Annotated in this window: 14 protein-coding genes; 7 read left to right on the top strand and 7 right to left on the bottom strand. The window is 73.2% G+C overall.

The window, feature by feature from the left end; translation table 11 throughout:
* Nucleotides 1-8: 8 nt before the first annotated feature.
* Nucleotides 9-845: a DUF429 domain-containing protein gene (locus QOL16_RS06600; RefSeq protein WP_071285298.1), complete on the bottom strand. Its 837-nt coding sequence runs from the start codon at nucleotides 843-845 to the stop codon at nucleotides 9-11.
* 199 nt (nucleotides 846-1044) lie between these two features.
* Here QOL16_RS06600 and ligD point away from each other — a divergent pair, with 199 nt between their 5' ends.
* Nucleotides 1045-2064 carry a non-homologous end-joining DNA ligase gene (gene ligD / locus QOL16_RS06605; RefSeq protein ID WP_065964121.1) on the top strand — a complete coding sequence of 340 codons (1020 nt, stop codon included), beginning with the start codon at nucleotides 1045-1047 and terminating at the stop codon, nucleotides 2062-2064.
* A 40-nt stretch (nucleotides 2065-2104) separates the two neighbouring features.
* Here the strand turns inward: ligD and QOL16_RS06610 are convergent, their stop codons facing one another.
* Together QOL16_RS06610 and QOL16_RS06615 are read right to left on the bottom strand one after the other, a co-directional pair.
* Entirely contained in the window at nucleotides 2105-2245 is a 141-nt protein-coding gene (locus QOL16_RS06610; RefSeq protein WP_175473141.1) for a hypothetical protein, read from the bottom strand.
* A gap of 170 nt (nucleotides 2246-2415) precedes the next feature.
* A complete protein-coding gene (locus tag QOL16_RS06615) occupies nucleotides 2416-3459 on the bottom strand; it encodes an ATP-dependent DNA ligase (protein WP_071285296.1) in 1044 nt (347 codons plus the stop codon).
* Between the two features lie 179 nt (nucleotides 3460-3638).
* Here QOL16_RS06615 and QOL16_RS06620 point away from each other — a divergent pair, with 179 nt between their 5' ends.
* Nucleotides 3639-4688: an MBL fold metallo-hydrolase gene (locus tag QOL16_RS06620; RefSeq protein WP_083395160.1), complete on the top strand. Its 1050-nt coding sequence runs from the start codon at nucleotides 3639-3641 to the stop codon at nucleotides 4686-4688.
* Nucleotides 4689-4755: 67 nt separating this feature from the next.
* On the opposite strand, the gene QOL16_RS06625 is transcribed toward QOL16_RS06620, so the two are convergent.
* Both QOL16_RS06625 and QOL16_RS06630 read right to left on the bottom strand, forming a co-directional pair.
* Nucleotides 4756-5388, bottom strand: coding sequence for an FMN-dependent NADH-azoreductase (locus QOL16_RS06625; RefSeq protein WP_071285294.1), 633 nt, complete (start codon nucleotides 5386-5388; stop codon nucleotides 4756-4758).
* Between the two features lie 172 nt (nucleotides 5389-5560).
* Nucleotides 5561-6490, bottom strand: coding sequence for a LysR family transcriptional regulator (locus tag QOL16_RS06630; protein WP_071285352.1), 930 nt, complete (start codon nucleotides 6488-6490; stop codon nucleotides 5561-5563).
* An 81-nt stretch (nucleotides 6491-6571) separates the two neighbouring features.
* On the opposite strand from QOL16_RS06630, the gene QOL16_RS06635 reads away from it, so the two are divergent.
* From QOL16_RS06635 to QOL16_RS06650, 4 genes are all read left to right on the top strand, one after another.
* Nucleotides 6572-10054: a proline dehydrogenase family protein gene (locus QOL16_RS06635; protein ID WP_071285292.1), complete on the top strand. Its 3483-nt coding sequence runs from the start codon at nucleotides 6572-6574 to the stop codon at nucleotides 10052-10054.
* Between the two features lie 152 nt (nucleotides 10055-10206).
* Nucleotides 10207-10362 carry a hypothetical protein gene (locus tag QOL16_RS06640; RefSeq protein WP_171898817.1) on the top strand — a complete coding sequence of 52 codons (156 nt, stop codon included), beginning with the start codon at nucleotides 10207-10209 and terminating at the stop codon, nucleotides 10360-10362.
* Entirely contained in the window at nucleotides 10359-10841 is a 483-nt protein-coding gene (locus QOL16_RS06645; RefSeq protein WP_254780322.1) for a VOC family protein, read from the top strand. The genes QOL16_RS06640 and QOL16_RS06645 overlap by 4 nt, the downstream gene beginning before the upstream one ends.
* A gap of 77 nt (nucleotides 10842-10918) precedes the next feature.
* A complete protein-coding gene (locus QOL16_RS06650; RefSeq protein ID WP_071285290.1) occupies nucleotides 10919-11356 on the top strand; it encodes a VOC family protein in 438 nt (145 codons plus the stop codon).
* A 61-nt stretch (nucleotides 11357-11417) separates the two neighbouring features.
* Here the strand turns inward: QOL16_RS06650 and QOL16_RS06655 are convergent, their stop codons facing one another.
* Both QOL16_RS06655 and QOL16_RS06660 read right to left on the bottom strand, forming a co-directional pair.
* Nucleotides 11418-11852: a thioesterase family protein gene (locus QOL16_RS06655; RefSeq protein ID WP_071285288.1), complete on the bottom strand. Its 435-nt coding sequence runs from the start codon at nucleotides 11850-11852 to the stop codon at nucleotides 11418-11420.
* Between the two features lie 85 nt (nucleotides 11853-11937).
* Nucleotides 11938-12576 carry a QsdR family transcriptional regulator gene (locus QOL16_RS06660; protein WP_175473140.1) on the bottom strand — a complete coding sequence of 213 codons (639 nt, stop codon included), beginning with the start codon at nucleotides 12574-12576 and terminating at the stop codon, nucleotides 11938-11940.
* Between the two features lie 45 nt (nucleotides 12577-12621).
* Between QOL16_RS06660 and QOL16_RS06665 the strand changes: the two genes are divergently transcribed.
* Nucleotides 12622-13815: an acyl-CoA dehydrogenase family protein gene (locus tag QOL16_RS06665; RefSeq protein WP_071247432.1), complete on the top strand. Its 1194-nt coding sequence runs from the start codon at nucleotides 12622-12624 to the stop codon at nucleotides 13813-13815.
* Nucleotides 13816-13906: the final 91 nt, after the last annotated feature.

Raw genomic sequence — 13906 nt, forward strand, 5'->3', positions numbered from 1 at the left:
GGCCAAGCCTACCCAGCGGGTCGCCGCTGGGACGGGCGCGCTGGCGCGACGACAACCGGTCTCCGGCCCGCCTCGTCCACCGGGTCGGACGGGAGGCGCGGATCACCTCCCAGCACCTGCACGCGCTGGTCGCCGTGCCGCTCCCAGAACGCGGCCGTCCAGGCGCACAGGGCGCCGTCCAGCAGGTCCTCCCGGTGCTTGTGCGTCGGCCCGTGCAGCACGGAGGGCTCGGCGAGCCCGGCCGTCAGCGGGTGCGAGTCGAGGCGCAACGGGGGATCGAGCGGGGTCGAGCGGAGCCGGCGCACGAGTTCGTCGAACGCCTCGGCGCGGCGGGCACGCGCCAGCGGGGCGGGGACCTTCAGGTCGAGCCGCTTGTACCGGGGACGCTCGTCGTCGTAGCCGAGCTCCTCGGCCCCGACGAGCGTCGTGTACGGATAGCACTCGAACGCCGCCGGACCGGTGCGCGCCCGCATCCCATCGGTGTCGGACACGTACCCGACGCCGAGCGCGGTCAGCCGGGCGAGCAGCGCGGTGCCGGCGCTCGCCGCGGAGGCCTGGTTCGTCGGGTTCGCGGCGACCTTCCACCGGCCGTAGCGCTGCCCGACCTGCCGTTCGGCCTCGCGGATGCCGGTGGGGTTCGTCACGACGAGCGAGGCGTCGACGGCGACGAGCGTCCGCGGACCGAGGTGTCCGGCGATCCAGTCGGTCACGGCGTCGACGCCGCGGGCCCACCCGGCGTCGGTGATCGTGCCGTCGGCGTCGGTCGCGACGAGGCCGGTCTCGTTCGCGGGCTTCCGGTCGCTGCCGAGGCCCCACGCCAGGTCCACTCCGAGGTACGCGGTCACCCACCCATCGTGCACCGTGTGCCTCCTGCTCCCGTCCCCACCCGGGAGGCGTGGCGTGCCCCGATGGAGCAGACGATGTCGGGTCGAGGGCTCCCACCCGACGATTCCTGCTCCACCGACACGGGAAGGGCGGGAGCGTCGCGGGAGCTGCCGGGCGTCATGTGACCTCGTCCCGCCGGGTCCGTGTACGGTCCGCTGCATGGCGAGCGAGGCGACGACGCTGACGGTCCCGGGGCCGCACGGCGACCGGGAGGTCCGGATCAGCAGCCCGTCCCGGGTGCTCTGGCCCGGGGCCGGGATCACGAAGCTCGACCTCGCCGAGTACCTCGTCGCCGTCGGGGACGCCTTCGTCCGGGCGAACGGCGACCGGCCGATCTCGCTGCAGCGGTTCGGCGCGGGCATCGACGGGGAGTCGTTCTTCTCGAAGAACCCGCCGAAGGGCGCGCCGGACTACGTCCGCGACGTCACGGTGACCTACCCGAGCGGGCGGTCGCACCCGCAGCTCGTGGTCGACGAGCCGGCGGTCGCGGTGTGGGCGGCGCAGATGAACACCGTGGTGTTCCACCCGTGGGCCTCCCGTGCGGAGGACAGCGACCACCCCGACCAGCTCCGCATCGACCTCGACCCGCAGCCCGGCACCGACTTCGCCGACGCCGTCCCGATCGCGCACGCGCTCCGCGAGGTGCTCGCCGAGGCCGGCCTGACCGCGTGGGCCAAGACGAGCGGCAACCGCGGCCTGCACGTGTTCGCGCCGATCCGCCCGGAACACGAGTTCCTCGACGTGCGGCACGCGGTGATCGCCGCCGCCCGCGAACTCGAGCGACGGATGCCGGACCGGGTGACGACCGCGTGGTGGAAGGAGGAGCGCGGGCAGCGGGTGTTCGTCGACTTCAACCAGGCGAACCGCGACCGGACGATGGCCGGTGCCTACAGCCCCCGCGCCCTGGCGCACGCGAGCGTCTCGACGCCCGTCTCCTGGGACGAGCTGGACGACGTCGACCCGACGCGCTTCACGGTGCTGTCCGTGCCGGAGCGGCTCCGGACGGTCGGCGACCCGTGGGAGACGATGCACGAGGAGCCGGGGGAGTTGTCCACGCTGCTCGGTTGGTGGGAGCGGGACCTGGCGGCCGGGCTGGGCGAACTGCCCTTCCCGCCGGACTTCCCGAAGATGCCGGGGGAGCCGCCGCGGGTGCAGCCGTCCCGCGCGAGGAAGTCCTGACCCAGGAGCGGGTCCGGTCGACCGACCGGACCGATCGGTCTCAGACGGCGGAGAGGTCTTCGCGCCGGTCGGGGTCGACCACGCGCGTAGTGTGCATCGGGAGCGTGACGCTCGCGGTGTGCAGGCGCGTCAGGCGGGACCAGGTGCCGCGGTTCGCGTCGCTGATGCCGTCGATGATCATGTCCCGCTCCCGTCCCGTGGCGTCCCCCGCCACGTTCCCAAGTCACTAGTTAGCCTAACTACTCCCGCAGCATATGAGGGGTCGTCGACCCTCGCAAGCGGACTGGCCAGAAGTCGCAGTCCCCCGTTCGGGGCGGCGCGCCGGGCACGGCGTGCGGAGTCGGGCGGACCTCAGCGCAGCACCTCGCGCAGGTCGTACGCCGTCGGCACCTCGAGCTGGTCGAACCCGCACGACCGCGCGTCCCGGTCCGGCCGCCACCGCGCGAACTGCACCGTGTGGCGGAACCGGTCGCCCTCCATCTGGTCGTACCGGACCTCGAGCACGCGCTCCGGCGCGAGCCGGACGAACGACGTGTCGTGACCCGACGAGAACCGCGACCGTTCCCCGTCACCGGTGACGGGCCTCCCGTCCGCATCGCGGAGCACGACGGGGTCGAGCTCCTCGACCAACGCGAGCCGCGTCCTGTCGGTGAAGGCGGACACGCCGCCCACCTGCCGGAGCTCCCCGTCGTCGTCGTACAACCCGACCAGGAGCGAGCCGACCCCGGTCCCGCTCTTGTGCACGCGGTACCCGATCGCGACGACGTCGGCGGTGCGGTGGTGCTTGACCTTGAGCATGGTGCGCTTGTTCGGCTCGTAGGGCTTCGTGCGCGGCTTCGCGACGACACCGTCCAGGCCGGCTCCCTCGAAGGTGGTGAGCCACTCGCGGGCGAGCGCGACGTCGAGGGTCGTCTGCGTGACGAACAGTGGGTCCACCAGGTCGGCACCGAGGTCCTCGAGCCGGGCACGCCGCTCGTCGAACGGCAGGTCGAGCAGCTCGGACCCGTCGACGGCGAGCAGGTCGAACGCGACGAACTGCGCCGGGGTCGCGACGCTGAGCGTCCGGATGCGTGACGCGGCGGGGTGGATGCGCTGCGACAGGGCCTCCCAGTCGAGGCGTTCGGCCCCGGGTTCGCCGGCGCGCACCACGACCTCGCCGTCGAGCACGACCGGGTGGTCGCGACCGCCGAACTGCGCGCGGAACGCCTCGACCAGCTCGGGGAAGTACCGGGTCAGCGGCTTCGCGCCGCGGCTGCCGATCGTGACGTCGTCGCCGTCGACGGTCACGATCCCGCGGAAGCCGTCCCACTTCGGTTCGTAGCGCAGGCCGCCGCGCACGCTGTCCGGGTCGGGGACGGCGGCGACCGCCTTGGCGAGCATCGGTGCGATCTCCATGCGCCCTGTCTACCCGGCACGGGCTGGCGGGCCGGGCGGGCGGAGCAGACGCGGTGCGACCGGCCGGGAGGCGCGGTGCGGCCGGTCGGGTCGGCGCGCGTCGCGGGGTGGTCGCCCGACGAGCGGCCGGGAGGCGCGGTGCGGCCGGTCGCGTCGTCGCGCCTCACTAGGGTGGTCGCGTGACGACCGTGCCCCCGCCGGCAGCGCCGGCACCGGAACCGACCAGTCCCGTGCAGGCCGCCGCCCTCCGCGCGGGCGAGCTGCCGCCCGTCGAGGAGGTCCGGCCGGGGGTGTGGACCCTGGCGGTGCCGTTCCACGGCGGGGTGCCCGCGGCGACGCTCGCGTACGTGGTCGAGGACGCCGCGGGGGACCTCACGGTCATCGACCCGGGGTGGAGCGGCGACGGGTCGCTCACCGAGCTGCGCGCAGGTCTGCGGTCGATCGGCCGGTCCCTCGACCACGTCGCCCTCGTCGCGGTCACGCACCTGCACGCCGACCACCTCGGTGCCGCCGCTGCGGTCCGTGCGGCGTCCGGCGCACGGGTCGCGATGCACGCGGCCGAGGTGCACGCCCTCGAGCACGAGCGGGCGGACGCTGCCGCGAACGATGCCGACATCGCGACGTGGGGGCTGCCCGAGGACCTGCAGATGGGGGTGGTCGCGGCGTGGGGCACCGGCCGTCGGATCGGTCGCTCCGCGGGGGAGCCGCCGTACGCCGACCTCCTGCTCGGGGACGGCGACGTGCTGCCCGTGCCCGGACGGACGATCACCGCGCTCGGGACCCCGGGGCACACCGGCGGGCACCTGTGCTTCGTCGACGAGGCCGACGGGCTGCTGTTCACCGGCGACCACGTGCTGCCGCGGATCAACCCGGGCATCGGGCTCGGCGGGCGCACCGCGACGAATCCGCTCGCCGACTACCTGGCGTCGCTCCGACGACTCGACCCGTACGCCGACCTCGAGGTCTGCCCCGGGCACGAGTACCGCTTCCGCGACGTCGTGACCCGGGCACGCACCCTCGTGCAGCACCGGGAGGAGCGGACCCGCCACGTCGCGGCGGCGCTCGACGCCCGGGCGGGGACCGACCCCACGCTGTACGAGGTCGCCTCACGCGTGCCGTTCAGCGGCGGGATCGGCTCGATGACCGGGTTCCTGCTCGCGAGCGCGCTGACGCAGACGCGGTTCCACGCGGACCTGCTCGGTCGCGGCGACGAGGTCCGCCCCGCCTGACGCACCGCCCGTCAGCGCCGCGCCCGCTGGCACCGTCCTGCTGGCGGCGGCGCCGGCAGGCGCGGCGTCACACGATCGTCGCGGCGAGTCGTTCGAGCGTCGTGCGGGCGTCGGCGACCTCGGCGGCGGCGTGGTCGGCGAGCGGTGCGAGCTCCGGGACGCGGTGGGCGAGCGTCGCGCTCACCGTGACCGGGTAGTGCTTCATGCCGAGCGCGGACGCGAGGACGATGTCGAGCACGGGGGAGCCGTGGTCCCAGGTCTCCGTCGGGGTGCCGACGTCGTAGGTGGCCCCGCGGCTCACCACCGTGACGACCGGTCGACCGGCGAGTGGCTGCACCGCCCCGGCGAGGACCCCGGGGACGTGCACGCGGTCGATCCAGGCCTTGAGCGTCGACGGCACGGTGTAGTTGTACAGCGGCGCCCCGATGACGACGGCGTCGGCCGCGATGAGCTCGTCGACGACCTCCTGGCGCAGGCGCTCGGCCTCGGGAGCGACGGCCTCGTCCGGGCGACGGTCCGCGGCCGCCCAGTGCAGCGCCGAGGTCTCGAGGTGCGGGAGCGGGTCGGTGTGCAGGTCCCGGCGAATGACCGTGTACTCGGGGCCGCGGGCACGCCAGGCGTCGGCGAACGCCGCGGTGAGGTCGCGGGAGCGGGAGTGCGCGAGGTCGGCCGACGAGTCGATGTGCAGCAGGGAGGGCATGGGCCCACGCTACCCACGCCGGACCGGACCGGTCGGGGCCGCGACCGGCTCCGTCGCACCGTGCGGGGTGCGACGGGGCCGTGGCGCGCCTCCAGGCCGTCACGCCGAGCGGGGGCCGTCGCCGCCGGGCAAGCCGGGGCGCCCCGGCGCCGCCCGATCGGCCACGGGCCGGTCACGTCCTGGTGGCGGCTTCCTCGCGGTCCCGGTGCACGGTCTCCGCGGCCCGCTCGAGTGCGTCCCGGAGGGCCCGGACCGCGGGCGCGGACGACCCGGCAGCGCGGACGGTCGTGAAGATCGTGCGCCGTGGTCGCTCGGGCAGGTCGACGAGTCGGCACGTCGTCGTCCGCCCGGTCCACATCAGGTCCGGCATGAGGCTCACGGCGTTGCCGGACTCGACCAGTCGGATCTGCGTCTGCAGGTCGGCGGTCTCGTAGCGGACGTCCGGCTCGAAGCCGAAGCGGCGACAGACCTGCTCCGCGAAGTGCCGGGACGCGGTCCCGCGCGGCTCCATCACCCACGGCAGCGCCTCGGCGTCCTCGATGCTGGACACCGGTGCGAGCGCGGTGTCGACCGGGGGGAGCGCCAGACGGACCTCGTCCGTCGTCAGGTCGGAGCGGACGAGCCCGGGCAGGTGAGGTGCCGCGTGCGCGGGGTACTGCTCCGCGATCACCATGTCGAACTCACGCGCCCACGTCTCGTGCAGCGCCGCCTCCGGTTCGTGCTGCACCATCTCGATGCGGACGTCCGGGTGCGTCGTCGTCATCTCCCGCAGCGCGTTCGGCATGAGGGCGAGCGCCGCGGACTGGAACACGGCGACCCGGACACGGCCCTGCACGGTCGGCAGCGAGGACTCGACCTGCGCCTGTGCGGTGTCGAGGACGTCGAGCACGTGCCCGGCCGCCTGCACGAGCACCTCGGCCTGCGGAGTGAGCTGCAGGCGCCGTCCGACCTTCCGGAGGAGCTGCACGCCGGCCTCGCGTTCGAGCACCCCGAGCTGCTGGGACACCGCCGACGGGGTGAGGTTCAGGGCCTCGGCCACCGCGGCGACCGTGCCCCGGATCGAGAGTTCCCGCAGGAGGACCAGGCGCCGGACGTCGAGCATGATCGAACAGTAGTTCTTCTTCACGGTACCCGTCAGAACGTTTTGCTTCCGCTACCGGTTCGGCGCGGCCACACTGAGGCCATGACCGACGTCCAGCCGCGCACCGACGCGCAAGCAGCTCCCGCTCCGTCCGCGCCGGACGCCCCCGCCGACGCGCTCGCCGACCAGTCCGTCGCGCTCGTCCGGCAGTGGCTGGCCGAGGCCGAGACATACCCGGCCGACGGCTCCGCCAAGCAGCTCGCCGGCGTGCTCGCCGACCCGAAGGGCCTGGCGTTCGCGGTCGGGTTCGTCGACGGTGTCGTCCGCCCCGAGGACCTCGGCGTCGCGGCCCGGCGGCTGCGTGCCATCGCACCCGACGCCCCCGGCTTCCTGCCCGCAGCGCTCCGCGGGCTCGTCCGGCTCGGTGGCGGCATGGCGCCCGTGCTGCCGAACGTCGTCGTGCCGATCGCCCGCCGCGTGCTGCGCGAGATGGTCGGGCACCTCATCGTCGACGCCACCGACGCCAAGCTCGGGCCGGCGATCGCGAAGATCAAGCGCGAAGGCGTCCGCCTCAACGTCAACCTGCTCGGCGAGGCCGTGCTCGGCGAGAAGGAGGCGGCCCGACGGCTCGAGGGCACCGAGCGCCTGCTCGCCCGCGACGACGTCGACTACGTGTCGATCAAGGTCTCGTCGACCGTGCACCCGCACTCGCCGTGGGCCTTCGACCACGCCGTCGAGGACATCATCGCCAAGCTCCGCCCGCTGTTCCGCCGTGCGGCCGCGTCGAGCCCGGCGAAGTTCATCAACCTCGACATGGAGGAGTACAAGGACCTCGACCTGACGATCGCGGTCTTCACGAAGCTCCTCGACGAGCCCGAGTTCACCGCGCTCGAGGCCGGCATCGTCCTGCAGGCGTACCTGCCCGACGCGCTCGCCGCGATGCAGCACCTGCAGGAGTGGTCCGCCGCCCGTCGTGCCCGGGGCGGGGCCGACATCAAGGTCCGGCTCGTCAAGGGCGCGAACCTGCCGATGGAGCAGGTCGAGGCGTCCGTGCACGGCTGGCCCCTCGCGACCTGGCACACCAAGCAGGACTCCGACACGAACTACAAGCGGGTGCTCGACTGGGCGCTGACGCCCGAGCGCATCGCGAACGTCCGGGTCGGCGTCGCGGGCCACAACCTGTTCGACGTCGCCCACGCCTGGCTGCTCGCCGGTGCGCGCGGGGTCCGCGACGGCATCGAGTTCGAGATGCTGCTCGGCATGGCCCAGGGGCAGGCCGAGGCCGTCCGCCGGACCGTCGGCTCGCTGCTGCTCTACACGCCGGTCGTGCACCCCGGTGAGTTCGACGTCGCGATCGCGTACCTCATCCGCCGCCTCGAGGAGGGCGCGTCGCACGACAACTTCATGTCGGCGGTGTTCTCGCTCGCGTCCTCGCCCGAGCTCTTCGCCCGCGAGGAGTCCCGCTTCCGCGACTCCCTCGTCCCGCTCGGCGAGCCCGGTGGCCTCGACGCCCCTGCCCCGCACCGTGTCGCCGACCGCTACGCGGCCGTCGAGCGCCCCCGGCCGGGCCACTTCGAGAACACGCCGGACAGCGACCCGTCGGTCGCCGCGATCCGCGAGTGGGGCGCCGGCATCACCGGCCGGGTCGCCTCGTCGACGCTCGGCGAGCGCGGCGTCCAGGAGGCCCGGATCACCGCCGCCGAGCAGCTCACCTCGGTCCTCGACCGCGTCCGGACCGCAGGGGCGGCCTGGGGGAGCTGGTCCGGTGCCGCCCGCGGCGCGGTCCTGCACGCCGTCGGCGACGCGCTCGAGGCGAACCGGGCCGCACTCGTCGAGGTCATGGCAGCCGAGGCCGGCAAGACCATCGACCAGGCCGACCCCGAGGTCTCCGAGGCGATCGACTTCGCGCACTTCTACGGCGAACTCGCGGCGCAGCTCGACGCCGTCGACGGTGCCGCGTTCACGCCGGCCGCGCTGACGCTCGTCACGCCGCCGTGGAACTTCCCGGTCGCGATCCCCGCGGGGTCGACGCTCGCCGCCCTGGCCGCCGGGTCCGCCGTCGTGCTGAAGCCCGCGCCGCCCGCCGAACGTTCGGGTGCGGTGCTCGCCTCGATCATCGAGACCGCGCTCGACGCGCACGGTGCGCCCGCGGACGTCCTCGCGTTCGTGCAGGTGGCGGAGGACGAGCTCGGTCAGCAGCTCATCACGGCACCGCAGGTCGACCGCGTGATCCTCACCGGCGCCTACGAGACGGCGGAGCTGTTCCGGTCGTTCCGCCCCGACCTGCCGCTGCTCGCCGAGACCTCGGGCAAGAACGCGATCATCGTCACGCCGTCGGCCGACCTCGACCTGGCGGTGAAGGACGTCGTCGCGTCGGCGTTCGGGCACGCCGGACAGAAGTGCTCCGCCGCGTCCCTGGTCGTCCTCGTCGGCTCGGTCGCGACCTCGCGTCGGTTCCGGTCGCAGCTGCTCGACGCCGTGTCGTCGCTCACCGTCGGCTACCCGACCGACCCGACGACGCAGATGGGCCCGGTCATCGAGCCCGCCGCGGGCAAGCTCCTCGAGGGCCTGACCACGCTCGGCGCCGGTGAGTCCTGGGCGGTCGCGCCGCGGAAGCTCGACGACACCGGCCGGCTCTGGAGCCCGGGCGTCCGCGACGGCGTGGCACGCGGCTCGGCGTTCCACCGCACCGAGTACTTCGGTCCGATCCTCGGCATCATGACGGCGAAGACCCTCGACGAGGCGATCGCGATCGTGAACGAGGTCGACTACGGCCTGACGTCGGGCTTGCACTCGCTCGACACCCGTGAGATCGGCACCTGGCTCGACCGGATCGAGGCAGGCAACCTCTACGTCAACCGCGGCATCACCGGCGCGATCGTGCGGCGCCAGCCGTTCGGCGGGTGGAAGAAGTCGGCGGTCGGTGCCGGGACCAAGGCGGGCGGGTTGAACTACCTGCTCGGTCTCGGGTCCTGGACGCCGACCGAGGCCTCCGCGGGGGTCCCGGCGAGCCGTGCCGTGCAGGAGTTCGTCCGCGCTGCGGGCATGGACGACGCCTCGCTCGAGCGCGCCGTCGCGTCCGACGAGCACGCGTGGTCGACGCTGTTCGGCACCGCGGTCGACGTGTCCGCGCTCTCGGCGGAGCGGAACGTCGCGCGCTACCTGCCCTTCCCGGGCGTCCACGTGCGCCTGGCCGACGACGACGTGCCCGCGCTCGTGCGGGTCGTGGCGGCGGCGCTCCGGGCCGGGACCACCGTCGACGTGTCCGTCGCCGGTGGTCTGCCCACGGCGGTCGCGGCAGCCGTGCGGGCGCTCCCCGTGGTGCGGTCCGTGGCCGAGGGCGTGAGCGACGCCGCGTTCGCGAAGCGCATCGCCGCCGGGTCGTCCACGCGCGTGCGGCTCGTCGGTGGGGACGCCGCGGAACTCACCCGTGCCGTGGGCGGTCGGCCCGACGTGGCCGTGTACGGCGGACCCGTCACCGAGGCCGGTCGGATCGAACTGCTGCCGTTCCTCCGCGAGCAGGCGGTGTCGATCACCGCGCACCGCTTCGGGACGCCGAACCACCTCACCGACGACCTGATCTAGGTCGACGAGCCCGACCGGCAACGGCCCCCGACCTCGGTCGGGGGCCGTTGCCGTTCCGTCCCACCGAGGTCCGGACGTCCCGACTGTCCACTGTCCGTACCGGTCGCGCGTTCCCGGACCGGTCCGGACCACGGCTGCGTACCGTCGGCGTCATGTGCGAGTCCGTCCAGTGCCCCGTGTGCGGCAAGACCTCGTGGACCGGGTGCGGTGACCACGTCCGCGACGTCCTGCGCGGCACCCGTCGCCGCGACCGGTGCGGCGGCCACGGGGTCCCGCACCACATGCTCGACGGCGCCGGGTTCCGGTGAGCGGGACGGCGTCGGCCGCCGGTGGTGCGGGCACGGACGGCATCGTCGACCCGCAGGGCTTCGCGCACGTCCGGCTCACCGTGACCGACATCCGGCGGAGCAAGGCCTTCTACGAACAGCTCCTCGGCAGGCCGCCCGGGAGCGACTTCAGCGACCAGATCGACGACCCGACGATCCACGACGACCCGTGGCGCACGTACGGCGGCTGCTCGTTCACCTTCCAGGGGCAGACACTCGGCCTGCGTCCCGTCGCGGCTCCGGGGGACCGGTTCGACCCGGACCGCGTCGGCCTCGACCACCTCAGCCTGCGTGTGCAGAGCGTCGACGACCTGCACCGGGCCGTCGAACGCCTCGACGCCGCCGGGATCGAGCACGGCGCAGTGACCGACCTCGAACCGTTCGGCGTCGTCGTCCTGTCGCTCCAGGACCCGGACGACATCAACCTCGATCTCACCGCGCCGAGGCCGTCCGCCGCCTGATCCGGCACGGGTCGCCCGTTGGCCGGTAGCCGCGCTCACCCCGCCGCCGCCCAGGGCCCGCGCGTTGGCTCGGCACCATGACCGACCAGATCGCCCAGCCCCTCGGCCTCGCCCACGTGCGGGTCACCGTCACCGACATCCACCGCAGCAAGGCCTTCTACGAGCAGCTGTTCGGCACGGCGCCGGCGATGGACTTCAGCGAGCACATCGACGAGCCCGGCATCGCCGACGACCGGGAGCGCCTGTACGGCGGGTGCATCTTCCCGGTCGGCGAGCAGCTCTTCGGCCTGCGTCCGGTCGCACCGAGCGGCCAGCGCTTCGACCCGGACACGGTCGGGCTCGACCACGTGAGCTTCGTCGTCGGTTCGGTCGACGAGCTACACGCCGCCGCCGAGCGCCTCGACGCCGCCGGGGTCGAGCACGGCGAGGTGACCGACCTCGGCGACGCCGGCATGGTGATCCTGTCCGTGCAGGACCCGGACGACATCAACCTGGAGCTCGCCGCCCGGAAGTGACGTCCGGCGCCCGGCAGGGGAGGCGCGGCCTGCGTCCCCGCCGGGTGTCGCGCATCGGCGCTCAGGCGTCGACCGGGACCGCCATCGTGTCCGCGACGAGCGTGCGGAGCTCCGGCGGCACGGGCATCGGCCGGCGGGCCCCCTCGCGGTCGATGATGACGTGCACGAACTCGCCGGTGGCGAGCAGGGTGCCGTCGGACAGCCGGAACAGGCCGAACTCCCACGTCAGGCTGGTGTTCCCGATGCGCTTCGAGCGCATGCCGACCTCGATCACGTCCGGCCAGACGGCGGACTCGACGAAGTGGCAGCTGGACGTCACGAGCACCGCGATCCAGTCCGACGAGAACGGGTCGAGCCCGGCCTCCTCACGGAACCAGTACGTCGACGCGTTGTCCATCGCGCTGTAGTAGATCGTGTTGTTGACGTGGCCGAACATGTCGTTGTCGTTCCACCGCGTGGGGTAGGTGCGGTGGAAGGGGTACTCGTCGAGGGTCATCGAACTCCGTTCCTTCGTCTGCCATCCTCTCGCGCCGACCTCGGTGTGGGCGAAGGACCTCGTGGGCGCGTCGGACCGATCGGGCTCACGGGCGCAGCACGTACTCGAAGGTCGTGCGTGCCCGGCGGGGGTCGGGTCGGTCGCCGCTGATCAGGTCGGCGTACGTGAACGACTCCGAGATGCGGACGAGCAGCCGTGCGAGTTCCTCGGCCGTCAGCGGCGCGGGGTCGAACGCCCCGTGGTCGTGCTCCTCCTGCACGAGCGCGGTGACGACGGCGACGAACCGCCGCTGCACGTCGCTGTCCGTGGTGGTGAGCAGTCGGAGCGCCCGCGCGGGCTCGCGCGTCAGGAAGGTCCGGAAGTAGGGCGCCTCGATCAGGTCCGCCGTGAAGTGGTCGAGCACGGCCGCGATCCTGGCGGCCCCGGTCAGGTCGGTCGCCGCGCGGGACGCCGCGTCGAGCGTGGGGACGGCGAGGGACCACAGGATCTCCGAGAGGAGCTGGTCGCGGTTGCCGACCCAGCGGAACAACGACGTGCGGTCGACCCCGAGCGAGGACGCCAGCGACCCCATGTCGATCCGTGAGCCGGCGATGAAGGTGCGCCGCGCGGAACGGAACGCGCGTCGTGACTCGGGGTGGGCCTCCAGTCTGATGGTGAGCGCGCTCGGGACGAGCGCCGCCCCGAGCGCTGCCGTGTCGTGTGCTGTGCGTTCCTGTGAAGGCACGATCCTCCCTTGCAACGTTTTCGAGAATGATGCACGCTCGGAGGTATGTCAACGACGTCCGTGGTGACCCCCCTCCTCGAATCCGACTTCTACCGGTTCCAGGACGGCCTGACGGAGCGTGAGCGCGCCTCGCTCGGTGAGCTCCGTGCGTACCTCGAGGCCGAGGTCCGTCCGATCGCCGACGAGTACTGGGCCCGAGCGGAGTTCCCGCGGCAGACCATCGCGCCGCTCGCGGAACTCGGCATGTACGGCCCGAGCATCCCGCTCGTGCGGCAGTTCGAGAACTCGGCCGTGTACCGCGGCTGGGCGGCACTCGAGCTCGGGCGCGTGGACGCCAGCGTCGCGACGTTCATCGGCGTGCAGTCCGGTCTGGCGATGAACTCGATCGCGGTCGGCGGCAGTGACGAGCAGCAGCGCGAGTGGCTGCCGCGCATGGCCACCGGCGAGGTCGTCGGTGCCTTCGGCCTGACCGAACCGCTCTCCGGCAGCGACTCCGCCCGCGGGCTCCGCACGACCGCGCGACGCGAGGGCGACACGTGGGTCCTCGACGGCGAGAAGCGCTGGATCGGCAACGCGACCTTCGCGGACGTCGTCGTGATCTGGGCGAAGGACGTCGCCGACGAGCAGGTCAAGGGCTTCCTCGTCACCACGGACACCCCAGGCTTCACCGCGACGAAGATCGAGGACAAGATCGCCCTGCGCGGGGTGCAGAACGCCGACATCGTCATGCAGGGCGTGCGGGTGCCCGAGTCGCGCCGGCTCCAGCGCGCGAACTCGTTCCGGGCGACCGCCGAGGTCCTGCGCCTCACCCGCACCGAGGTGGCCTGGCAGGCGATCGGCATCGCGGTCGGCGCCTACGAGGCGGCGCTCGACTACGCCCGCGAGCGCGTCCAGTTCGGGAAGCCCATCGCGTCCCACCAGATGGTGCAGGACCTCCTCGTGAAGTCCCTCGCGAACATCACCGCGTCGATCGCCCTGTGCACGCGCGCGTCGCAGATGCAGGACGAGGGCATCGGCGGCGACGAGCACTCCGCGATGGCGAAGGCGTTCGCGACCGCTCGGATGCGGGAGACCGTCGGCTGGTGCCGCGAGGTCCAGGGCGGCAACGGCATCGTCCTCGACAAGGGCGTCGCGCGGTTCTTCGCCGACGCCGAGGCGATCTACTCGTACGAGGGCACGCGCGAGGTGAACACGCTCATCGTGGGCCGGGCGATCACGGGCCAGGCCGCGTTCGTGTAGCGGGGCGGGTGCGTCTCACGTCCGCCGCTGCCGGGCGACATCGCCGCTGTCGTACGACAGCGGCGATGTCGCATCATGTGCCCGCACCGAC

Source organism: Curtobacterium sp. MCBA15_004, assembly GCF_001865055.2.
In the GTDB taxonomy this organism is placed as follows: Bacteria; Actinomycetota; Actinomycetes; order Actinomycetales; family Microbacteriaceae; genus Curtobacterium.